The sequence below is a fragment of the Pseudomonas sp. Sample_22 genome (genome assembly GCF_004307635.1).
Taxonomy (GTDB): Bacteria; Pseudomonadota; Gammaproteobacteria; order Pseudomonadales; family Pseudomonadaceae; genus Aquipseudomonas.
In genome coordinates this window covers 22163-43832 of sequence record NZ_RCNY01000095.1, presented here as the reverse complement: position 1 = coordinate 43832, position 21670 = coordinate 22163, and the positions used below count along the sequence as shown (strand labels likewise).

General features: G+C 59.5%; 20 protein-coding genes. 13 read left to right on the top strand and 7 right to left on the bottom strand.

Annotation, left to right across the window (positions count from 1 at the left end):
* Positions 1-74: 74 nt before the first annotated feature.
* From D8U73_RS28440 to flgA, 3 genes are all read right to left on the bottom strand, one after another.
* Positions 75-542, bottom strand: a complete 468-nt coding sequence (locus D8U73_RS28440) for a flagellar protein FlgN (RefSeq protein WP_056853156.1) — start codon at positions 540-542, stop codon at positions 75-77.
* 49 nt (positions 543-591) lie between these two features.
* A complete protein-coding gene (flgM, locus tag D8U73_RS28435) occupies positions 592-918 on the bottom strand; it encodes a flagellar biosynthesis anti-sigma factor FlgM (protein WP_130906352.1) in 327 nt (108 codons plus the stop codon).
* A gap of 158 nt (positions 919-1076) precedes the next feature.
* Positions 1077-1838, bottom strand: a complete 762-nt coding sequence (gene flgA / locus D8U73_RS28430) for a flagellar basal body P-ring formation chaperone FlgA (protein WP_056853154.1) — start codon at positions 1836-1838, stop codon at positions 1077-1079.
* Positions 1839-1921: 83 nt separating this feature from the next.
* Here flgA and D8U73_RS28425 point away from each other — a divergent pair, with 83 nt between their 5' ends.
* The 6 genes from D8U73_RS28425 (at position 1922) to flgE (ending at position 6924) form a co-directional block, all read left to right on the top strand.
* Entirely contained in the window at positions 1922-2854 is a 933-nt protein-coding gene (locus D8U73_RS28425; protein WP_056853153.1) for a chemotaxis protein CheV, read from the top strand.
* A 46-nt stretch (positions 2855-2900) separates the two neighbouring features.
* On the top strand, positions 2901-3728 hold the full coding sequence (gene cheR / locus D8U73_RS28420) for a protein-glutamate O-methyltransferase CheR (protein ID WP_056853152.1): 828 nt from the start codon (positions 2901-2903) through the stop codon (positions 3726-3728).
* A 255-nt stretch (positions 3729-3983) separates the two neighbouring features.
* Complete coding sequence (flgB, locus tag D8U73_RS28415) at positions 3984-4391, top strand: flagellar basal body rod protein FlgB (RefSeq protein WP_130906351.1); 408 nt, start codon at positions 3984-3986, stop codon at positions 4389-4391.
* 3 nt (positions 4392-4394) lie between these two features.
* Positions 4395-4838, top strand: a complete 444-nt coding sequence (gene flgC / locus D8U73_RS28410) for a flagellar basal body rod protein FlgC (RefSeq protein ID WP_007937507.1) — start codon at positions 4395-4397, stop codon at positions 4836-4838.
* 15 nt (positions 4839-4853) lie between these two features.
* Positions 4854-5576 (top strand): flagellar hook assembly protein FlgD, encoded by a 723-nt coding sequence (flgD, locus tag D8U73_RS28405; RefSeq protein WP_056853150.1) that lies wholly within the window; start codon positions 4854-4856, stop codon positions 5574-5576.
* A gap of 31 nt (positions 5577-5607) precedes the next feature.
* Entirely contained in the window at positions 5608-6924 is a 1317-nt protein-coding gene (flgE, locus tag D8U73_RS28400) for a flagellar hook protein FlgE (RefSeq protein ID WP_130906350.1), read from the top strand.
* Positions 6925-7166: 242 nt separating this feature from the next.
* Here the strand turns inward: flgE and D8U73_RS28395 are convergent, their stop codons facing one another.
* On the bottom strand, positions 7167-10061 hold the full coding sequence (locus tag D8U73_RS28395) for a ribonucleoside-diphosphate reductase subunit alpha (protein ID WP_056853148.1): 2895 nt from the start codon (positions 10059-10061) through the stop codon (positions 7167-7169).
* Between the two features lie 738 nt (positions 10062-10799).
* On the opposite strand from D8U73_RS28395, the gene D8U73_RS28390 reads away from it, so the two are divergent.
* Both D8U73_RS28390 and D8U73_RS28385 read left to right on the top strand, forming a co-directional pair.
* Positions 10800-11522 carry a response regulator gene (locus tag D8U73_RS28390; protein ID WP_130906349.1) on the top strand — a complete coding sequence of 241 codons (723 nt, stop codon included), beginning with the start codon at positions 10800-10802 and terminating at the stop codon, positions 11520-11522.
* Positions 11519-13129, top strand: a complete 1611-nt coding sequence (locus D8U73_RS28385) for an ATP-binding protein (protein ID WP_056853146.1) — start codon at positions 11519-11521, stop codon at positions 13127-13129. Before D8U73_RS28390 ends, D8U73_RS28385 begins: the two co-directional genes overlap by 4 nt.
* 144 nt (positions 13130-13273) lie before the next feature.
* Here D8U73_RS28385 and D8U73_RS28380 read toward each other — a convergent pair whose 3' ends face one another.
* Both D8U73_RS28380 and D8U73_RS28370 read right to left on the bottom strand, forming a co-directional pair.
* The gene (locus tag D8U73_RS28380; protein WP_206663031.1) at positions 13274-13999 is read right to left on the bottom strand and encodes a 4'-phosphopantetheinyl transferase superfamily protein; all 726 of its coding nucleotides are present in this window, start codon (positions 13997-13999) and stop codon (positions 13274-13276) included.
* 177 nt (positions 14000-14176) lie between these two features.
* Positions 14177-14968, bottom strand: coding sequence for a dienelactone hydrolase family protein (locus D8U73_RS28370; RefSeq protein WP_130906347.1), 792 nt, complete (start codon positions 14966-14968; stop codon positions 14177-14179).
* Between the two features lie 143 nt (positions 14969-15111).
* On the opposite strand from D8U73_RS28370, the gene D8U73_RS28365 reads away from it, so the two are divergent.
* From D8U73_RS28365 to D8U73_RS28355, 3 genes are all read left to right on the top strand, one after another.
* Positions 15112-15444 (top strand): hypothetical protein, encoded by a 333-nt coding sequence (locus D8U73_RS28365; RefSeq protein ID WP_130906346.1) that lies wholly within the window; start codon positions 15112-15114, stop codon positions 15442-15444.
* A gap of 61 nt (positions 15445-15505) precedes the next feature.
* On the top strand, positions 15506-16183 hold the full coding sequence (locus D8U73_RS28360; RefSeq protein WP_130906345.1) for a response regulator transcription factor: 678 nt from the start codon (positions 15506-15508) through the stop codon (positions 16181-16183).
* Positions 16180-17526, top strand: coding sequence for an ATP-binding protein (locus D8U73_RS28355; protein ID WP_130906344.1), 1347 nt, complete (start codon positions 16180-16182; stop codon positions 17524-17526). Before D8U73_RS28360 ends, D8U73_RS28355 begins: the two co-directional genes overlap by 4 nt.
* A 120-nt stretch (positions 17527-17646) precedes the next feature.
* Here D8U73_RS28355 and D8U73_RS28350 read toward each other — a convergent pair whose 3' ends face one another.
* Positions 17647-18645 (bottom strand): AraC family transcriptional regulator, encoded by a 999-nt coding sequence (locus D8U73_RS28350; RefSeq protein ID WP_056853140.1) that lies wholly within the window; start codon positions 18643-18645, stop codon positions 17647-17649.
* 338 nt (positions 18646-18983) lie between these two features.
* Between D8U73_RS28350 and D8U73_RS28345 the strand changes: the two genes are divergently transcribed.
* Entirely contained in the window at positions 18984-20318 is a 1335-nt protein-coding gene (locus D8U73_RS28345; protein ID WP_056853139.1) for a dicarboxylate/amino acid:cation symporter, read from the top strand.
* 143 nt (positions 20319-20461) lie between these two features.
* Positions 20462-21643, top strand: a complete 1182-nt coding sequence (locus D8U73_RS28340) for a CaiB/BaiF CoA-transferase family protein (protein WP_130906343.1) — start codon at positions 20462-20464, stop codon at positions 21641-21643.
* Positions 21644-21670 lie beyond the last annotated feature (27 nt).

The following is a 21670-nucleotide window of genomic DNA, read 5'->3' as shown; positions in this document are numbered from 1 at the left end:
ACAAATTTTGACTACGGCTAGCCAGCATTTTGCCAGCATGTTTCGCGTCTTGATAGAGCGCGCTCATCGACAGGTCAAGCCTGACTGAGCGGACGCGGTTTCACAAGCTTGGAAAATGTTCCGCTGGCATCGTAGAGCGCTGGAGGTTCGCCGCCGGTAAGGATTTTCAGCTGGGTGGCCGTGGCAACCTGCTGGACGACGATCGACTGACCGTTGTTGGCATTGGCGGCCTGGCATTGGGACAGAAGATCGGTGAGGACATCGCTTTGAGAAAGCAATGCTTCGCCAACGCTGGACTGGCTGGCCAACTGCTCAAGACCGCTACGGTTGGTTGGCAAATTGAGACTGGCGAGAATTTCGCTGCGCTTGCGGCCATGCTGTTCCAGCAGAATGATCAATGCCTGCTTCTGCGCCAGGATGCCTTCAAGCAGGACCATGTCGCGACCATGCAAGGCAAGGGATTCAGTGCGCAGTAACTCCAGCAATTGTTGCGCTGGAGCAAAATCGTCGGTGATCAGTTGCAGTAAATTAGTGTCGTGCATGGCTGGCCTTGGGTTTTAAGCGTCCAAAAGCCTCGCGCCGGCCCGTGGCCTAGCGCTGGGCTTCGAAGTTGAGCAGTTTGCTGGCTACACGGTTGCTGTCGACTTTGTAGCTGCCATCGGCAATCGCTGCTTTCAACTCGGCCACCCGGGCTTTGTCGACAGCGGGCTGATCGCGCAGCGTATCAGTGACCTTTTGCAACTGTTGAGCCTCATTGCTGAGATGTACCGATTCCCCGCTCGTGACGGTGCTGGCCTGTTCGGCCGGGGTATTCAGCGGCGCGGATTTGCCGGCTTCGGCGGTTTCCTTGGCAACGCTGGTACGTGTACTGCCCGTGAGTGACGAGGAGCTGTTCAAACGGCTGAAATCGATGACCATGATAAAAAACCTCTGGGAATTTGGACGCTTGCCATGTTTTCGGCCATACCCCGAAAAACTTTAGGCTCATTTGAAAAATGAGCTTGCGCGCGCCAGCGCTTGCCCCGCACAGGACACAGTTTAGGGAACGGCCCCGCTTAGCGCCACAGGCAGACCGCCTACATGGACACCTCGACCTGCCCCGGCGCGATGACTTGCGCCTTGATCACTCGATTGGAATTGAGGTTCTTCACCCTGATTTGTTCGCTCAAGCCACCGTTAGCCAGCGCTTCACCGGGCATTCGCACGCTGAGCGTACCACTGCGGGCGGTAATCACCACCTGATCGCCTTTGCGAATGACTTCCGCCTGTTCGATGTGCACGAGGCTGATGACCTGGTCGTTGACCATTGGTCGGGTCAGTCTCTGCCCGATGGCCTGATCCACAGAGGTCAAATAGCCCTGGGTGAGCAGGCTGACATCGCGCTCTCGCAGCGTGATGTCAGCGGGTTCGACAATACCGGCGCGGCGCAGGGGCCGAGTGGTTGTCACAACGTCGCGAAACAGGCGGACTTGAGCGGGTACGAAGACTGTCCACGGGGATGAACCCTCGCAGCGAACCTTTACCGTTACCCGACCCAACGGCTTGGCCGGACTCTCCAGCGTGGCTGTCAATTCCTTGTCACACATGGGCATGCGCAGGCGTGGGTCGAGTTGGTTGACCTGGATCTCGTAGCGACCTTCCGTTTGACTGGTTGCCAGATAGTCCTCTACGGTGAACTCAAGAAAGCCTTGAGTGACGCCGATAAGCATGTCAGGCAAGGTAACTGCGTCAGCAAGGGCAGGGCTGCCAGCGTGGCACAGGCAAGCAGCCGCCAACACACCGAGCCATTGGCGGAGCGGTGTGGTCAGGCGTCGGAAAAATGTCGGTTCTGTGTTCATGGAAAGATAAAAAGCAAGCGCCGTGCCGTTTAGAGATGAATGTGCGTCGCAACAACACTTAGCGTTGGTGTAGGAGTCTGGGCATGGCTGGTGTAATGGATTCGGTGAACCAGCGCACGCAACTGGTGGGGCAGAATCGCCTTGAGCTGTTGTTGTTCCGTCTCGACGGCCAGCAGCTGTACGGGATCAACGTGTTCAAGGTTCGGGAGGTGCTGCAATGCCCCCAACTGACGCTGATGCCTAAATCCAGTCCTGTCGTGTGCGGTGTGGCAAATATTCGGGGGGCGACCATTCCGATCCTCGATCTGGCAATGGCGACCGGCTCCGGTGCTTTGAAGGACAAGAACAATCCCTTCGTGATCATCACGGAGTACAACACCAAGACCCAAGGCTTCCTGGTGCGATCGGTGGAACGCATCGTCAACATGAACTGGGAGGAGATTCATCCGCCACCCAAGGGGACGGGGCGCGATCACTACCTGACAGCCGTGACGCGGGTCGACAATCAGTTGGTGGAAATCATCGACGTCGAAAAAGTGCTGGCGGAAGTGGCACCGACACCGGAAGCGATTTCGGTCGGCGTGGTGGATGTGGAGACCCAGCACAAGGCGCTTTCATTGCGCGTGCTGACGGTCGATGACTCGTCGGTGGCACGCAAGCAGGTGACGCGTTGCCTGCAGACGGTGGGCGTGGAAGTGGTGGCGTTGAACGACGGTCGGCAAGCGCTTGATTACCTGCGCAAGCTGGCCGACGAGGGGAAGAAGCCGGAAGAAGAGTTCCTGATGATGATTTCCGACATCGAGATGCCGGAGATGGACGGGTACACGCTGACGGCCGAGATACGCAACGACCCTCGCATGCAAAAGCTTCATATCATCCTGCATACTTCGTTGTCGGGTGTGTTCAATCAGGCGATGGTCAAGAAAGTCGGTGCCGATGACTTTCTGGCCAAGTTCCGTCCTGATGACCTGGCATCCCGGGTAGTTGACCGGATCAAAGCAGCAGACATTAGCTAGGGGCGTTCGGCCCCCGGCAGTCAACACGATTTAAGAGGCGGCAGCATTGTCTACGGGTAATTTGGATTTCGAACAGTTCCGGGTATTCCTGGAAAAAGCCTGTGGCATTTTGCTCGGTGAAAACAAGCAGTACCTGGTCTCGAGCCGTCTCAACAAACTGATGGAGCAGCAGGGCATCAAGTCGTTGGGTGAGCTTGTTCAGCGCATGCAGACCCAGCCGCGCAGCGGTTTGCGCGAACAGGTTGTGGACGCCATGACTACCAACGAAACCCTGTGGTTTCGTGACACCTATCCGTTTGAGGTGTTGAAGAACAAGGTGCTGCCCGAGGCGATCAAGGCCAGTCCGGGCCAGCGTCTGCGGATCTGGTCGGCAGCCTGTTCGTCGGGGCAGGAACCGTATTCGCTGTCGATGTCCATCGACGAGTTCGAGCGGGTCAATATGGGCCAATTGAGGATGGGCGTGCAGATTGTTGCTACCGATCTGTCCGGCACCATGCTCAACAACTGCAAGACCGGCGAGTACGACAGCCTGGCCATTGGTCGCGGTCTCTCACCTGAGCGGCTGCAGCGATACTTCGACCCGAAAGGGCCGGGACGCTGGGTGATCAAGGCGCCGATCAAGAGCCGGGTTGAATTTCGCTCGTTCAACCTGCTGGACAGCTACGCAAGCCTGGGCAAGTTCGACATCGTGTTTTGCCGCAACGTGTTGATCTACTTCTCTGCTGAAGTGAAGAAGGACATCCTGTTGCGCATTCACAGTACGTTGAAGCCGGGCGGCTATCTGTTCCTCGGTGCTTCCGAGGCGCTGAACGGATTGCCGGATCATTACCAGATGGTCCAGTGCAGCCCGGGGATCATTTACCAGGCGAAGTGATGCGAAGCAGCAGACTTAAAAACGGGAGTCCTCAGGGGCTCCCTTTTTTATGCCTGCCGTTTTCCATTACCCAGGGAGCGTGTTGCGTGGTGCAAGCGGCAGAAAAGCGGCATTCAGCGGAAACCGGTTGCCGCTTTTCTGGCATTGCCGCTTTGCCACTGCGCGCAAAGCCCCGGTTTACGGGCTTTTTTGAATTGGCATGACGCTTGCTATGTCCATCCTACGAAAAATCAGGTCACCCGAAGGTTTCCCGACATGAGCATCAGCTTCGATAAAGCGCTCGGCATTCATGAAAAGGCTTTGGGCTTCCGCGCGCAGCGTGCCGAAGTCCTGGCCAACAACATCGCCAACGCCGACACCCCGAACTACAAGGCGCGGGATCTGGAATTCTCGAAAGTGCTCGAGGCTCAGAACGATAAAGCCAAGAACGGCACATTCACCTTGAACATGACCAACAGCCGACACATCGAAGCCGAAGGCCTGGGCAATGGCGACGAGTCGCTGATGTACCGCACGCCGATGCAACCTTCGATCGACCAGAACACCGTGGACGCCCAACTGGAACAGTCGAACTACGCGGAAAACTCCGTCAACTTCCAGGCCAGCTTCACCCTGCTCAACAGCAAATTCAAAGGGCTGGTGTCAGCCCTGCGCGGAGAATAAGCCATGTCTCTATCCAGTGTTTTCAACATTGCCGGTAGCGGCATGAGTGCCCAGACCACTCGCTTGAACACCGTCGCTTCGAACATCGCCAACGCCGAAACGGTTTCATCGAGCATCGACCAGACCTACCGTGCGCGTCATCCGGTGTTCGCCACCATGTTCCAGGGCGGCCAGAGTGGCGGCAGCGATTCGCTGTTCCAGAACCAGGACGCCGCGGGTCAAGGCGTTCAGGTGCTGGGTGTGGTCGAGGACCAGAGCAACCTCGAGGCGCGCTACGAGCCGAATCATCCGGCCGCCGACGCCAAGGGTTACGTCTACTACCCGAACGTCAACGTGGTGGAAGAAATGGCCGACATGATTTCCGCTAGCCGTTCGTTCCAGACCAACGCTGAAATGATGAACACCGCCAAAACCATGATGCAGAAAGTCCTGACCCTCGGTCAGTGATAAGGGGCGACTCAGATGAGTGTTTCCGATTCCACCGGTGGTTTGTCACTCAACGACATCCTGGCCAACTCCTCGATCAAGACCAACAAAGACACTGATGCCCTGGCGTCGGCGGCCAATAGTGCCACCGGTAAAAAGGCCTTGGGCAAGGATGCGTTCCTGCAACTGCTGGTGACTCAGCTGAAAAACCAGAACCCGCTGGAGCCGCAGGGCAATGGCGAGTTCGTTGCACAACTGGCGCAGTTCAGCAGCCTGGAAGGCATCACCACACTCAACGATACCGTGAGCGGCATTGCCGGCACTTTCGGTTCGTCCCAGGCATTGCAGGCGTCCTCCCTGGTCGGCCGTTCGGTCATCGCGCCGGGCGACAAGGCGGTGGTCGACACCACCAAAGGCATGACCGGTTCGGTCGTCCTGCCGCAGTCGGTGGCGCAAGCCGAGGTGAAGGTTACCGACAAGGACGGCAAAGTCATTCGCACCATTACCTTGGCTGACCAGAACGCGGGCAATGCCAGCTTCACCTGGGATGGCAAGGATGATGCCGGCAACGTGGCGCCAGCGGGTACCTACACCTTCGGTGCGACAACCACCATCGATGATCAGAGCGTTGCGCTGATCACCAACCTGCCGGCGACCGTCAACAGCGTGACCATCAGCCAGACCGGCGGTGAGTTGATGCTCAATCTGGCCGGGCTGGGCAGTGTCGCCCTGTCCAAAGTGCAAACCATTGGTATATAGAGCCGACTAACCCGGCACAAAGGAGTGGAACATGTCTTTTAACATCGGCCTTAGCGGTCTCTATGCCGCCAACAAACAACTGGACGTGACCGGCAACAACATCGCCAACGTTGCCACCGTCGGCTTCAAATCGTCCCGTGCGGAATTCGAAGATGTGTACTCCGCCACCCGGCTGGGTACAGGCACCAAGACCACCGGCAGCGGTGTGCGCCTGGCCAACGTCTCCCAGCAGTTCACCCAGGGTGACATCAACAACACCGGCAACGTGCTGGACATGGGCATCAACGGCTCGGGCTTCTTTGTGCTCAACGACAACGGCTCGCTGTCCTACACCCGTGCCGGTACGTTCAAGGTCGACAAGGAAGGCTACGTCACCAACACCGACGGCACTGCCCGCCTGCAAGGTTATGGCGTGGACGCCAACGGCAAGATCATCAATGGCGTGCTGACTGACCTGCGCATCGACACATCGAACCTGGCGCCGAAAACTACCACCACCGTTTCGTCGACGATCAACCTGGACTCCAAGTCCGATGTGATCGACACGGTGGCCAATCCGTTTGACCCGAGCAAGCCGGGAACCGCTTTCAACAAGCAGTTCAGCACCCAGATTTTCGATACGCAGGGCAACAAGCACCAGATGGACCAATACATGGTCAAGACGGGGCCCAACACCTGGGACGTCTATACCTTGATCGATGGTCGTAACCCCAATGGCAGCGATCCAATGAGCGCCGCTTCGCGTCCGGTCCCTTCGACCATGGCGTTTGACACGAGTGGCAAGCTGGTTTCGGTCACCACGCCGGGCACACCTCCCGTCGTCAGCCCTGATCTGAAAATCACCGGCTGGATTCCGGGCAAAGTCACCAATGGCGTTTGGGCAGCCAACGGCGCAGCCTCTGACCCAGCGGGTGTGACGGTCACCATGACCAATACCACGCAATTCAATGCCGACAGCGCTCGCTCCATTCCTGCGCAAAATGGTTACGCCACTGGCCAGATCACCAACCTGACCATCGACGGCAGCGGTGTCATGCTGGCCAACTTCAGCAACTACCAGACCAAGCCGATCGGTCAACTGGCTTTGGCCAGCTTCACCAATGAGCAAGGCCTGCAGCCAGTGGGCGGTACCAGCTGGAAGGAAACTTTCGCCTCGGGTCAGCCAGGCTACGACGCGCCGCAGACCGGCAGCCTGGGGGAAATTCATTCCAACTCCCTGGAAGAGTCGAACGTCAACGTGACCAACGAACTGGTCGAACTGATCAAGGCGCAGAGTAACTACCAGGCGAACGCCAAGACCATCTCTACCCAGAGCACTATCATGCAGACCATTATTCAGATGACTTGATGTTGGTTGAGTTGTAACGCTGTACGAAGAGCCCCCTCGCAAGAGGGGCTTTTTTGTGGGTGTCGCAGACCTGTAGGAGCAAAGCTTGCTCGCGATGAGCGATTACACGGTAATCCAGACGAATCGTGAAGTGGCCATCGCGAGCAAGCTTTGCTCCTGCAGAGGGGCAAAAGAAAACCCCCGGCAAGCCAGAGGCCTGTCGGGGGTTCGGATAAGCGCCTTTCGACGCCTACCGGCTCAGCTTATTGGCAAGCTTCGCAATCCGGCTCGTCGATGGCGCAAGCCTTCGGTACTGGAGCAGGACCGGCAGGCGCTGCCAGGACCGAGTCGTCACCGTGGTTGCCGCCGCTGGAAACAGCGTTCAGCTTGCCGGTGTTGATGGTCGACTTCTCGGTGCTGGTCGCGGCCAGGGCACGGAGGTAGTAAGTGGTTTTCAGGCCACGGTACCAAGCCATGCGGTAGGTCACGTCCAGCTTCTTGCCCGAAGCGCCGGCGATGTACAGGTTCAGCGACTGAGCCTGGTCGATCCACTTCTGACGACGGCTGGCCGCGTCGACGATCCACTTGGTGTCCACTTCGAACGCGGTCGCGTAGAGCTCTTTGAGTTCTTGCGGGATGCGCTCGATCTGCTGAACCGAACCGTCGTAGTACTTCAGGTCGTTGATCATGACCGAGTCCCACAGACCGCGAGCCTTGAGGTCGCGAACCAGGTACGGGTTGATCACGGTGAATTCGCCCGACAGGTTCGATTTCACATAGAGGTTCTGGTAGGTCGGTTCGATCGACTGCGATACGCCAGTGATGTTGGCGATGGTCGCGGTCGGCGCGATGGCCATGATGTTGGAGTTACGGATACCTTTCTGCACGCGGGCACGTACCGGTGCCCAGTCCAGGGTTTCCTTCAGGTCGACATCGATGTACTTCTGGCCACGGGCTTCGATCAGGATCTGTTGCGAATCCAGCGGCAGGATGCCCTTGGACCACAGCGAGCCCTGGAACGTCTCGTAGGCGCCACGCTCGTCGGCCAGGTCGCAGGACGCCTGGATCGCGAAGTAGCTGACAGCTTCCATGGACGTGTCGGCGAACTGCACCGCAGCATCGGAGCCGTAAGGGATGTGCTGCAGGTACAGCGCATCCTGGAAGCCCATGATGCCCAGGCCGACCGGACGGTGCTTGAAGTTGGAGTTCTTCGCTTGCGGCACCGAGTAGTAGTTGATGTCGATCACGTTGTCGAGCATGCGCACGGCGGTGTTGACGGTACGTTGCAGCTTGGCGGTGTCGAGCTTGCCGCCCACGATGTGGTTCGGCAGGTTGATCGAGCCCAGGTTGCAAACGGCGATCTCGTCCTTGTTGGTGTTCAAGGTGATCTCGGTGCACAGGTTCGAGCTGTGGACCACGCCGACGTGCTGCTGCGGGCTGCGCAGGTTGCACGGGTCTTTGAAGGTCAGCCATGGGTGGCCGGTTTCAAACAGCATGGACAGCATTTTGCGCCACAGGTCTTTGGCCTGGATGGTCTTGAACAGCTTGACCTTGCCCGGGTACTCGGTCAGGGCTTCGTAGTACTCGTAACGCTCTTCGAAGGCCTTGCCGGTCAGGTCGTGCAGGTCCGGTACTTCGGATGGCGAGAACAGGGTCCACTTGCCGTCATCGAAGACACGCTTCATGAACAGGTCAGGGATCCAGTTGGCGGTGTTCATGTCGTGGGTACGACGACGGTCATCACCGGTGTTCTTGCGCAGTTCGATGAACTCTTCGATGTCCATGTGCCAGGTTTCAAGGTAGGCACAGACAGCGCCTTTGCGCTTGCCACCCTGGTTAACGGCGACGGCGGTGTCGTTCACCACTTTGAGGAACGGCACGACGCCTTGGGATTTGCCGTTGGTGCCCTTGATGTACGAACCCAGCGCACGAACCGGCGTCCAGTCGTTGCCCAGGCCGCCAGCGAATTTCGACAGCATGGCGTTGTCGTGGATCGCGTGGTAGATGCCCGACAGGTCATCCGGCACGGTGGTCAGGTAGCAGCTCGACAGCTGTGGACGCAGGGTGCCGGCGTTGAACAGGGTCGGCGTCGACGACATGTAGTCGAAGGACGACAGCAGGTTGTAGAACTCGATCGCACGGTCTTCTTTGTGCTTCTCTTCGATCGCCAGGCCCATGGCCACGCGCATGAAGAAGATCTGCGGCAGTTCGAAACGCACGCCATCCTTGTGGATGAAGTAACGGTCGTACAGGGTTTGCAGGCCCAGGTAGGTGAACTGCTGGTCGCGCTCGTGGTTGATGGCCTTGCCGAGTTTTTCCAGGTCGAAGGAGGCCAGGACCGGGTTCAGTAATTCGAATTCGATACCCTTGGCGATGTAGGCCGGCAGGGCCTTGGCGTACAGGTCGGCCATCTCGTGGTGGGTGGCGCTGTCGGCAACACCGAGGAAGCCGAGGCCTTCGGCACGCAGGGTGTCCATCAGCAGGCGGGCGGTCACGAACGAGTAGTTCGGCTCACGCTCGACCAGGGTACGGGCGGTCATCACCAGTGCGGTGTTGACGTCGGTCAGGGCTACGCCGTCGTACAGGTTTTTCAGGGTTTCGCGCTGGATCAGGTCGCCGTCGACTTCTTCCAGGCCTTCGCACGCTTCGGTGACGATGGTGTTCAGGCGGCCCATGTCCAGCGGTGCGAAAGTACCGTCGGCGCGGGTGATGCGGATCGACGGGTGAGCGTTGACGGCTTCTTCGACCGGGGCGTGCGCAGCGCGTTCCTTGGAGCGCGCGTCACGGTAGATCACGTAGTCGCGCGCGACTTTCTGCTCGCCGGCGCGCATCAGGGCCAGTTCAACCTGGTCCTGGATTTCTTCGATGTGGATGGTGCCGCCCGATGGCATGCGACGCTTGAAGGTGGCGGTGACCTGTTCGGTCAGGCGGGCCACGGTGTCGTGGATTCGCGACGAAGCGGCAGCGGTGCCGCCTTCAACTGCGAGAAACGCTTTGGTGATGGCGACGGTGATCTTGTCATCGGTATAAGGAACGACAGTGCCGTTACGCTTGATCACGCGCAGTTGGCCAGGCGCGGTGGCGGACAGATCCTGATTCGAATCTGTAGCCTGCGGCAAGGTGCCCTGCGGGTTCTCGCGAGTTGTGTCGGTTTGCATGGGGGGTTGTCTCCACATTCTCTATGTTTGTTTGGGCACCATCACAGTGCCCACCGTTCCGTCCTGAAGCACTACAACCGGCGAGTGCCGGGCATACCAACTTCGGGACAGATCAGGAAGGGGGCTATTGGGCGCCGCTTCCATGCCGAAGTCTTTGGTCTCACGCCTTGGGCGCAAGACCGGGGTCCTTTGAGGTGACAGTTCAGGACTGCAACACCCGTACCGTTTTCACCCCATCGGGCCGAAATACAGTAGCCATCCGCACGCGCGGTTTGGTCTTTCGAAAATACGTTTGGTTCAACCGGACAGTGGCAAGAAAAGCGCTTGAAATTGGTGTCCGGTTTGTGTTTGGTTTTTTGCGCTAAACCCTACATCTAGGGTTTTTTTGGCGCTGGGCTACAAGATAATGCGTTTTGGGGGGCGATTGCAACGTACTACCTGTGGATAAACCTGTGCGTAAATTGTGTGTGAAAGAGCGAACCGGCGTGTAGGCCGCGATGCTGCTGGACCGGACCTTTTTTCAGCATTTTTCAACGATCGAAAACGGCCGGCCGGATTTTTAAGGGCGCGAACCCTATCACAAAAAACCGCCATGTCCGAACGCATTTACCGGCTTGTGTTCTGCGCAGGTGACGTTTATACAATCGGCCAGCGTATATGCAATTTATCCCCCCGAATCATTACAAAAAGACGGGCGGATCCTTCCTTATTAGCGTCATTGGCAAGCAGAGGTCATCCGTGGAGCAAGAAGCCTGGCAGGTACTGATTGTGGAGGACGACCAGCGTCTGGCCGAACTGACCCGCGATTACCTGGAAGCCAATGGCCTGCGGGTGTCGATCGAGGGCAATGGCGCCCTGGCGGCAGCGCGCATCATCAAGGAACAGCCGGACCTGGTGATCCTCGACCTGATGCTCCCCGGTGAAGATGGCCTGAGTATCTGCCGCAAGGTCCGCGACCGCTACGACGGCCCGATCCTGATGCTCACCGCACGCAGCGATGACACCGACCAGATCCTCGGCCTCGACCTGGGCGCCGACGATTACGTCTGCAAACCGGTGCGCCCGCGCTTGCTGCTGGCGCGTATCCAGGCGTTGCTGCGGCGCAGTGAAGCCCCGGAACCGGCACCGGAAAAACAACGGCGCCTGCAGTTTGGTCCGCTGGTGGTGGACAACGCCTTGCGCGAAGCCTGGTTGAACGACAACGGTATCGAATTGACCAGTGCCGAATTCGACTTGCTCTGGCTGTTGGTGGCCAACGCCGGACGCATTCTGTCCCGGGAAGAAATCTTCACCGCCCTACGCGGGATCGGCTATGACGGCCAGGACCGTTCCATCGACGTGCGCATCTCGCGCATCCGTCCGAAAATCGGCGACGACCCGGATCATCCACGGCTGATCAAGACTGTGCGTAGCAAAGGTTACCTGTTCGTTCCCGAGGCCTGCGTAGACCCAACCCTGTGAACTCGATCTTCCTGCGTATTTATGGCGGCATGTGCGCCGCGCTGATTCTGGTGGCGGTGCTTGGCGTGCTGGCGTTGCACATGCTCAACCAGGTGCGCAGCGAGCAGTACCGCGAGCGTCTGGCCCATGGCACGTTTTCGCTGATGGCCGACAACCTGCAACCGATGAACCAGACCGAGCGCCACCGGGCGTTGCTGGTGTGGGAGCGATTGCTGGGCATTCCGCTGGCGCTGAAAACCTTCAACGAAACCGACCTCGACCTGCGTCAACGTACCCGTGTGCTGCATGGCCAGGCGCTGGTGGAGCAGACCGGGCCGCATGCGGCGAAGGTTTATCGCCTGGTCAGCGAAAAGGAACAGCTGGTTCTCACCGGGGAGGTGCAGCAGATCAGCGAGCAACTGGCAAGGGCGACGATTTACCTGTTGGTCGATGAGCTGGTGCGTTATCCGGTGGGCGAGCAACCGGTGCGGCTGGCGCAATTGAAGCAGGACAAGGGGTTTGGTTTTGACTTGCGTCTGGTCACCGTCGAAGACGCTGACATGGACGAAGATCAGAGTCGTCGCGTGTCCGAGGGCGACACGGTCATGGCGCTGGGCAAGGGCGGCGATTCGATCCGGGTGTTTGCCGGCATGGTCGGTACGCCGTGGGTGCTGGAAATCGGCCCGCTGTACCAGATGAATCCTTATCCGCCGGAGTGGCTGGTGCTGATTGCAGCGTTGGGCCTGACCCTGATCGGTTTGATCGTCTATCTGCTGGTGCGGCAACTGGAGCGGCGCTTGCGCGGGTTGGAAGCGGCGGCCACGCGTATCGCCAAGGGCAGCCTGGAAACCCGCGTGCCGGCGCGCGGCGCGGACTCGGTCGGGCGCTTGGCGTCGGCATTCAACGGCATGGCCGAACACTTGCAGCAACTGCTGGCGATCCAGCGAGAACTGGTGCGCGCGGTGTCCCATGAATTGCGTACGCCGGTGGCGCGCCTGCGCTTTGGCCTGGAGATGATCGGCTCGGCCACTACGCCGCAAGCCCTGGAAAAATACTGCGAAGGCATGGACCACGACATCGAGGACCTCGATCGCCTGGTGGATGAAATGCTCACCTATGCACGACTGGAGCAGGGTTCACCGGCGCTGAACTTTCAGCGTATCGACCTGGATGCGCTGGTCAATCAGGTGATCGAGGAGCTGGCACCGTTGCGCGCCGATGTCACGGTGCAGCGAGGCTTGTGCCTGTCGGCTGCCGATTGTGACGACGCCTGGGTCGAGGCCGAGCCACGCTACCTGCACCGGGCGATCCAGAATCTGGTGAGCAACGCCATGCGCCATGCCCAATCACGGGTGACCATCAGTTATCAGGTGGGCCAGCAACGCTGCCGGGTAGATGTCGAAGATGATGGGCCGGGTGTTCCGGAAATCGCCTGGGAGAAAATCTTCACGCCATTCTTGCGCCTCGACGACAGCCGTACCCGCGCCTCGGGTGGGCATGGCTTGGGCTTGTCGATCGTGCGGCGGATCATTCATTGGCATGAGGGGCGGGCGTTGATCAGCAAAAGCAAGAATCTGGGCGGGGCGTGTTTCAGTCTGAGTTGGCCGAGGAATCAAGAAAAGCGGTGAGAGTTTGCATTGCCTGCACAGGACTCATCGCCAGCAGGCTGGCTCCCACATTGGATTTGCAGTGGGCCGAAAATTTGGCAGCACCTGTGACCAACTGTGGGAGCCAGCCTGCTGGCGATGAGGCCCGGGCAAGCGCCGGATAACTCAAGCCTTGATACTGACCAGACTCAACAACTGCCCATCCTGCACCCCGAACTGCGCCTCCAGCTCGGTGCCGTTGCGCCATTCATTGGACAGGTCCGTCAGCAACCGTAACCGCACTTCACCCCGTTCGGTCCACTCCAACACTTCGGCATGCTCGAAATAGAAGCGCTGCTGGACAATGGGGTAGAGCGCCTTGAACAAACTTTCCTTCACCGAGAACGTCAGGGTCACCAGCAATGCCAATTGATCGCGAGAGCCGGTGGCCATGCGCTGCAGCTCGGGCGCGGTGAGGATTTCTCCGGCCAGGCGTTCGGCGCGTTCGGCATTGAGCAGGTTTTCCAGGTCCATGCCCAAACCGCGCCAATGGCTTTTTTTCGCCACGATGGCCACTGCCCGCCCGGTGCTGTGGGTGATCGAACCGGTGATGTGCGCAGGCCAGACAGGTGCCCGGTCTTCGCCGATGGCCGGACTGAAGTTCAGGCCTTCGAGTTTTTGCAAGGCGGCGCGGGCGCAAAGCCGTCCGGCAAGAAACTCTGCCTGCCGCTTGGCGACGGACCGCTGGATACTGGGTGGCGCCTCGATGGCGCTGCGCTGGAAGTCATCACCCAGCAGTTGCGCAGGATCGAAGTGGGTACTCAACAGCACCGTGTCGGACAACACAAATGGCAACGGCCAATGCGCATCGAGCGGGGTGCAGCAGGCGGGAAGGGCGGGGAGGGCATTCATGACGGGCATTTTGCCGGGTTGGGCTGCGGCTGGGTAGTGCAAAAGGGCTTTTGTGGCGAGGGAGCTTGCTCCCGCTCGGCTGCGTAGCAGTCGCAAACAGGGTATACGCGTTAGCCCCATCTGGGGCCGCTTCGCAGCCAAGCGGGAGCAAGCTCCCTCGCCACAGGGTTTAGCGTGTCAGCCAAAGATCTTCTTGAAAAACGCCTGCATGTCCGCCCAGGACTTTTCATCCGCCGCTTTGTTGTAGCCGATGTCAGGCCCGCCGTGATCGCCATGGCCCAAGCGGTCGGCATCCGGATTGCTGAAGCCATGCTTGGCGCCGTCGAGGCTGACGAAGGTGTAGTCGGCGCCGGCCTTGTCCATTTCGGCTTTGAACGCGGCAACGTTATCCGGGGTGATCATGCTGTCCTGCGCACCATGCTCGACGAGGATCTTCGCTTTGACGCTGCCCGGTGCGGCAGAGGTGTTGGTCGCCAGCGCGCCATGGAAACTCACCACGCCGGCCAATGGCACACCCTGGCGCGCGGCGTTGAGCACCACGGCGCCGCCGAAGCAGTAGCCAATGGCGGCGATTTTGTCCGGATCGGTTTGCGCCTGTTTCTTGAGCAAGTCGAGCCCGGCCTGGAACCGCGCGCTGGACGCGGCGCTGTCCTTCATGGCCGCTTGCATGAACGCCATGGCGTCCTTGGGATGCTCGGTGTTCTTGCCATCACCATACATGTCGATGGCCAGGGCGCTATAGCCGAGCCCGGCGAGGTCTCGGGCGCGGCGCTTGGTGTAGTCGTTGAGCCCCCACCATTCATGCACCACCACGACACCCGGACGCGGTCCCTTGATCGCATCGTCGTAGGCGTAATAGCCGATCAATTTTGTGCCGTCGGCACTTTGATAGGGGATTTCCTGGGTCTTGATGGCGGCCTGGCCGAAACCGCTCAAGGTCAGCAAAAGGACAGCGAGGAACATGCGCATGGTTGAATCTCCTGTTCAAATTCATCGAACCGCTTGGGGTGAGATGATTCAGCTTAGGTTCAGATTGCGTTCAGGGGGAGTTCAGGGCGAGGTCGGTAACCTTGCCCTACCCAAAAAGCGAACAGCGCATGAGGAAACTCCCTATGACTGGCTTCAAGAAACTGCTCCTGGCTTTCACTGTGCTGGGCGCCAGTGCCGCCGCCCACGCGGCTGACGATCATTTGGCCAGTCGTGTTTTTGCACAGAACGGCGACAAGGACAAAAAGTCCCGGGTCTTGAGCCGCTCGACCGTCAATGCCGTGGTGAGTAACGACAGTGATTGGGGCGCGAGCCTGGCGCAGCAAAATGGCCAGTCCGGTTATCACGCCGGTTACACCAACGTGTCGGTCTCGCACAATGGCATTAAACTGCGCCAGGAAGACCTCGTGGGCCGCTCTGTTCTGTCCCTTGCGACGGACATCAGCACACAGTCATGAAACAAGTCATCGAGGCTCGGTTATCTCCCTCGGGAGAGGTTGATTTGCCCTGGAGAGCGTTATGAAACTGCTGGTCGTCGAAGATGAAGCGCTGTTGCGCCATCACCTGCAAACGCGTCTGACGGAAAGCGGCCACGTGGTCGAGTCCGTGGGAAATGCCGAAGAAGCCTTGTATCAAGCCGGGCAGTTCAATTTCGATCTGGCGGTGATCGACCTTGGCCTGCCGGGCATGGGCGGGCTCGATCTGATTCGTCAGTTGCGTTCCGGCGGCAAGGCGTTCCCGATCCTGATTCTCACCGCCCGGGGCAACTGGCAGGACAAGGTCGAGGGCCTTGCCGCCGGAGCCGATGACTATGTGGTCAAGCCGTTCCAGTTCGAAGAGCTCGACGCAAGGCTCAATGCCTTGTTGCGCCGCTCCAGCGGTTTTACCCAATCGACCATCGTCGCCGGCCCTTTGAAGCTTGATCTCAATCGCAAGCAGGCGTCCCTCGATGAGCAACCGCTGGCGTTGACCGCTTACGAGTACCGCATCCTCGAATACCTGATGCGCCATCATCAGCAAGTGGTGGCCAAGGACCGGTTGATGGAGCAGCTTTACCCGGATGACGATGAGCGAGATCCGAATGTGATCGAGGTGCTGGTCGGCCGACTGCGCCGCAAGCTCGAAGGGCCGGCGGGCTTCAAGCCGATCGATACCGTGCGTGGCCTCGGCTACCTGTTCAGTGAGCGCTGCACTTGATTCGTTCTCTTCGCGTTCGCTTGATGCTCGCCGCAACATTGCTGGCGGTGTTGTTCATGCTGGCGTTGCTGCCGGCGATGCAAGGCGCGTTCAGTCTCGCCTTGCAGGACTCCATCGAACAGCGTCTGGCGTCTGATGTCACGACGCTGATCTCTGCCGCCCGAGTCGAGAGCAACCGTTTGCAGATGCCGGCGCAATTGCCCGACGAGCGTTTCAACCTCACTGACAGCCGTTTGCTCGGTTACATCTATGACCGCGAAGGACGGCTGGTCTGGCGGTCGAAGGCCACGCAGGAAGAACACATTAACTACAAACCGCGCTACGACGGGCGCGGCAACGAATTCGCGAGAATCAGCGAGGCCAACGGCGAGGAGTTTTTCGTCTATGACGTCGAGGTCAAACTGCTGGGGGGCAAGAGTGCGGCGTTCAGTATCGTTGCCCTGCAGCCGGTTCGCGAATACGAAGTCACCCTCGCAGGTCTGCGGGAAAATCTCTATCTAGGCTTCGGGGCAGCGTTGCTGGTATTGCTGGCCTTGCTCTGGTTCGGCCTGACCTGGGGGCTGAAAGCCTTGCGCCGGTTGAGTCAGGAGCTGGACCAGATCGAAGGCGGCACCCGCGAAAGTCTGAGCGAAGAGCATCCCCGGGAACTGTTGCGTCTGACCGGTTCGCTCAATCGCTTGCTGCACAGCGAGCGCGAACAGCGCAGCCGTTACCGTGATTCCCTGGATGATCTGGCACACAGCCTGAAAACGCCGCTGGCGGTGTTGCAAGGCGTCAGCGAAGACATGGCGCAACGCCCGGAAGATCGCGATCAGGCATGGGTGCTGCAAACCCAGATCGAACGCATGAGCCAGCAGATCAGCTATCAATTGCAGCGCGCCAGCCTGCGCAAAAGCGGTCTGGTGCGGCATCAGGTGCGCCTGCGACCTGTGCTGCAAAGCCTGTGCGACACGCTGGACAAGGTTTACCGCGACAAACGCGTGCGGGTCACCTTCGATCTGCCGGACGAGTGTTTTGTGCCGATCGAGCAGGGTGCCTTGCTGGAAATGCTCGGTAACTTGCTGGAGAACGCCTACCGCCTGTGCCTGGGCGAGGTGCGCATCAGCCTGCGGGAAAACCTCGGTGGCATCGAATTGTGCGTCGAGGACGACGGCCCTGGCGTGCCTATGGATCAGCGCGCGCGGATTCTCGAGCGTGGCGAACGGCTGGATCGGCAGCACCCGGGCCAGGGTATTGGCCTGGCGGTGGTCAAGGACATCATCGAGAGCTACAGCGCCCGATTGACCCTGGGCGATTCACCCTTGGGCGGCGCGGCGTTCCGGATACATTTACCGCTGGTTTGATCCGCAACCATCGCGTGCCCTTGTAGGAGCCGGCTTGCTGGCGAAGGCGGTGTGTCAGTCAACATTTGTGTCGCTGACACACCGCCATCGCCAGCAAGCCGGCTCCTACAGGTTATGGGTTCAGTTTTCCTGCGCCCGATAAGCCCCCGGCGTCACCCCTGTCCACTTCTTGAACGCCCGGTGAAACGCCGACGGTTCGGAAAACCCCAGTTGCTCGGCAATCTGTTGCAATGACAGGTCCGCGCGGCTCAAGTGATAAATCGCGATATCCCGGCGCAACTGATCTTTCAACTCCTGAAAACTGGTGCCTTCCTCACGCAGGTGTCGACGCAGCGTTTGCGCACTGATGTGCAGGTGCGCGGCAACGGCGTCGAGGTCCGGCCAGCGGGCACTGTCGCGGCTGAGCAAGCGGCGCAACTGGCTGCTCAGGCTGTTGCCGTCGTCCGGGCGTGACAGCAGATCGGCCGGCGAGTGTTCGAGGAAATGCTTGAGGGTGCGTTCGTCCTGCAGCAGCGGCATGTTCAGGTAGCGGCTATGGAACAACAGGCTGCTCTGGGGCGCGGAAAACGTCAAAGGACAAGAGAACAACAAGTCGTACTCGGCGCCGTGTTCCGGTCGCGGGTAACTGAATGCGGCCTGTTCCAGGCGAATACGCTGGCCGATCAGCCAACTGCCGAAACGATGCCAGATCACCAGCAGGCTCTCGCTGAGAAAATGGTCCGGGTCCCAGAGCTGCGAATCGTCCAGGCTCAGGCGGATCATCTCGTCTTCGCGCGTCAGGGTCAGGCGCGGGGCGTCGGGGAATAGACTATAAAATAATAAACCGCGGTTCAGCGCCTTCTCCAGATTACGGCAGTGGATCACCGCATGGCACATCATGGCGAAGCTGCCCGGCTTGCTGGGGCCGCGTCCAAAGCCCAGGTACTCGTCGTCCAGTGCCAGCCACAGTCCCTGAATCAGTCGGGTGAACTGCTCCGGTGCAATGCGCGCCCGCGGCTCGTCGAGCAATTCGGGGCTGATCCCCAACTGTTGCAACAGGCTCGAATAGTCCAGGCCACGGCGTTGCGCGCCACCGAGGACGGCGCGGGCGAAGTGACTGGCGATGGTGCGTTCGCGCATAGCGGCTAAATCCGTCCATTGAGCGGCGGATGGTAGCTGCGGTGCCAAACGATGGACAAGGCGGATATCCGCCAAATTGCAGGACGTGATCTGTTTGGAGGGCGGAAATCCGCCAGTGCGCTCAACGATTCAACGATACGGCGCGACCTGCAACCCCTGATATCAAAAGGCTTGTGGATGTTTTACCGCAGGTGGCACGGGCTTTGCGATACAAGCGACAGATGCCTGCCGTCGCGCAGCTCGAAAAAACAAATCCCTCCAGTGCAGGAGGGTTCGCAATTGAGGTGTCGCCGGCCATCGATGGATGTTGGCAGCGCGTACTCTTGAGGAACTTTGCAATGACGACTCGTCAGCCACTGTATAAATCCCTGTATTTCCAGGTGATCGTTGCAATTGTCATCGGTATTTTGCTCGGTCACTACTATCCACAGCTCGGTGTGGCCGTAAAGCCGCTGGGTGACGGGTTCATCAAACTGATCAAGATGATCATCGCCCCGATCATCTTCTGCACCGTCGTCAGTGGTATCGCTGGCATGCAGGACATGAAATCGGTCGGCAAGACCGGTGGTTACGCGCTGCTGTACTTCGAAATCGTTTCGACCATCGCTTTGCTGGTCGGCCTGGTGGTCGTCAATATCGTGCAGCCCGGCAACGGCATGCACATCGACGTCAGCACTCTGGATGCTTCCAAGGTCGCTACGTATATTGCGGCCGGTGCTGATCAAAGCGTCGTTGGCTTCCTCCTCAACGTGATCCCGTCCACCATCGTCGGCGCATTCGCCACGGGCGACATCCTGCAAGTCTTGATGTTCTCGGTGATCTTCGGTTTCGCCCTGCATCGCCTGGGCGCCTACGGCCGGCCGATCCTGGACTTCATCGATCGCTTCGCCCACGTCATGTTCAACATCATCAACATGATCATGAAACTCGCGCCAATCGGTGCCTTCGGTGCCATGGCGTTCACCATCGGTGCCTATGGTGTCGGCTCGCTGGTGCAACTGGGCCAGTTGATGGCGTGCTTCTACATCACTTGCCTGCTGTTCATCCTGATCGTGCTGGGTGGTATTGCTCGCATGCACGGTTTCAGCGTTCTGAAAATGATCCGCTACATCCGTGAAGAACTGCTGATCGTACTGGGTACTTCTTCTTCGGAATCGGTACTGCCACGCATGCTGATCAAGATGGAGCGTCTGGGCGCGCAGAAGTCCGTGGTAGGCCTGGTGATCCCGACCGGTTACTCGTTCAACCTCGACGGTACGGCGATCTACCTGACCATGGCGGCCGTGTTCATTGCCCAGGCCACTGACACCCCCATGGACCTCACGCACCAGATCACCCTGCTGGTGGTATTGCTGCTGTCCTCCAAAGGTGCCGCCGGTGTGACCGGTTCGGGCTTCATCGTACTGGCAGCCACGCTGTCCGCTGTCGGCCACTTGCCGGTTGCCGGCCTGGCGCTGATCCTCGGCATCGACCGCTTCATGTCCGAAGCCCGTGCCCTGACCAACCTGATTGGTAACGCCGTGGCGACCATCGTGGTGGCCAAGTGGGTCAAGGAACTGGACACCGACGTACTGCAATCCGAGCTGGCTTCTGGCGGTCGCGGCATTGCCGACGAGCCTAAAGACGACGTTCTGGGCCACGCCGACGAGGTCGCCCCGGCTAACGCCAAATAAACCTGCTGCAATGAAAAACCCGCTTCGGCGGGTTTTTTTCTGCCTGCGACCTGAGCGCAACGGTCAGCGTCACTGGCACATAAGGTTATTGCCCCTGAGCGTCCGGCTGCCTAGTCTGGGGGCATCATTCAGGGAGAACATCCATGCTCGGTCCACTGGCATCACTCAAGGTTCTGGATTTCTCGACATTGCTGCCGGGGCCGTTCGCCTCGTTGTTACTGGCGGACATGGGCGCGCACGTGCTGCGCATCGAATCGCCGAGCCGCATGGACCTGCTGCGCGTGCTGCCACCCCATGACCAGGGCGTATCAGCCAGCCACGCCTATCTCAATCGCAATAAACGCAGCCTGGCGCTGGACCTCAAGCAGCCTGAGGCGCTGGAGGTCATCAAGCAGCTTCTTGAGGACTACGACATTGTGCTGGAGCAGTTTCGCCCCGGTGTCATGGAACGTTTGGGGCTGGGCTATGAAGCCCTGAAGGCCATCAATCCCAAACTCATTTATGTGTCGATCACCGGTTACGGCCAGACCGGCCCTTACCGGGAACGTGCCGGCCATGACATCAATTACCTGGCGCTGGCCGGGCTGGCCAGCTACACCGGCCGTGCCGACAGCGGGCCGCTGCCCTTGGGGCCGCAAGTGGCGGATGTCGCCGGCGGTTCGTTGCACGGGGTAATCGGGTTGCTCGCCGCGGTGATCGCCCGCCAGCAAACCGGGCAGGGGCAACACCTGGATGTGAGCATGACCGACTGCGCCTTCAGCCTTAATGCCATGGCGGGCGCCGGGTACCTGGCCTGCGGTGTCGAGCCGGGCCGGGAAGACCAGATGCTCAATGGCGGTAGCTTTTACGACTATTACCGTTCGCGGGATGGCCGCTGGTTGTCGGTGGGCAGCCTCGAACCGGCGTTCATGAAGCAGTTATGTGTGGCGCTTGGGCTGGAGGAGCTGGCGAACCTCGGCCTGTCCCCGCAACCGTCGCAGCAGAGGAAACTCAAGGACGCGCTGACAGTGGAGTTCGAGAAACATGACTTCGCCGAGTTGTGTGCATTGTTTGCGGAACTGGATGCATGCGTGGAGCCGGTTTTGAGCGTCGGGGAAGCGCTGCGTCATCCGCAGTTGCAGGCACGGGATTTGGTCACGCAAGTGCCGAGGGGCGATGGTTCGAGCCAGGCGCAGATGGCGTGTCCGTTGAAGTTTTCAGAAGGATTGCCGGCGCCCCGGCACATTGGCGCGGCGTTGGGCGAGCATACGGATCAGGTGTTGGGGGAGTTGGGATTTAGTGTTGAGCGGATTGAAGAACTGCGGCAGGCCAAGGTGATTCTCTAGTGCCTGTGCCGGCCTCATCGCCAGCAG

What these genes read in the sequence shown, in the direction of transcription:
- D8U73_RS28345 (WP_056853139.1), top strand. Translation starts at nt 18,984, where the DNA reads ATGACGACTCGTCAGCCACTGTATAAATCCCTGTATTTCCAGGTGATC.
- D8U73_RS28380 (WP_206663031.1), bottom strand. Translation starts at nt 13,999, where the DNA reads ATGAATGCCCTCCCCGCCCTTCCCGCCTGCTGCACCCCGCTCGATGCG.
- flgA (WP_056853154.1), bottom strand. Translation starts at nt 1,838, where the DNA reads ATGAACACAGAACCGACATTTTTCCGACGCCTGACCACACCGCTCCGC.
- flgE (WP_130906350.1), top strand. Translation starts at nt 5,608, where the DNA reads ATGTCTTTTAACATCGGCCTTAGCGGTCTCTATGCCGCCAACAAACAA.
- D8U73_RS28440 (WP_056853156.1), bottom strand. Translation starts at nt 542, where the DNA reads ATGCACGACACTAATTTACTGCAACTGATCACCGACGATTTTGCTCCA.
- D8U73_RS28340 (WP_130906343.1), top strand. Translation starts at nt 20,462, where the DNA reads ATGCTCGGTCCACTGGCATCACTCAAGGTTCTGGATTTCTCGACATTG.
- D8U73_RS28395 (WP_056853148.1), bottom strand. Translation starts at nt 10,061, where the DNA reads ATGCAAACCGACACAACTCGCGAGAACCCGCAGGGCACCTTGCCGCAG.
- D8U73_RS28365 (WP_130906346.1), top strand. Translation starts at nt 15,112, where the DNA reads ATGACTGGCTTCAAGAAACTGCTCCTGGCTTTCACTGTGCTGGGCGCC.
- flgD (WP_056853150.1), top strand. Translation starts at nt 4,854, where the DNA reads ATGAGTGTTTCCGATTCCACCGGTGGTTTGTCACTCAACGACATCCTG.
- flgC (WP_007937507.1), top strand. Translation starts at nt 4,395, where the DNA reads ATGTCTCTATCCAGTGTTTTCAACATTGCCGGTAGCGGCATGAGTGCC.
- D8U73_RS28370 (WP_130906347.1), bottom strand. Translation starts at nt 14,968, where the DNA reads ATGCGCATGTTCCTCGCTGTCCTTTTGCTGACCTTGAGCGGTTTCGGC.
- D8U73_RS28360 (WP_130906345.1), top strand. Translation starts at nt 15,506, where the DNA reads ATGAAACTGCTGGTCGTCGAAGATGAAGCGCTGTTGCGCCATCACCTG.
- D8U73_RS28350 (WP_056853140.1), bottom strand. Translation starts at nt 18,645, where the DNA reads ATGCGCGAACGCACCATCGCCAGTCACTTCGCCCGCGCCGTCCTCGGT.
- flgB (WP_130906351.1), top strand. Translation starts at nt 3,984, where the DNA reads ATGAGCATCAGCTTCGATAAAGCGCTCGGCATTCATGAAAAGGCTTTG.
- flgM (WP_130906352.1), bottom strand. Translation starts at nt 918, where the DNA reads ATGGTCATCGATTTCAGCCGTTTGAACAGCTCCTCGTCACTCACGGGC.
- D8U73_RS28425 (WP_056853153.1), top strand. Translation starts at nt 1,922, where the DNA reads ATGGCTGGTGTAATGGATTCGGTGAACCAGCGCACGCAACTGGTGGGG.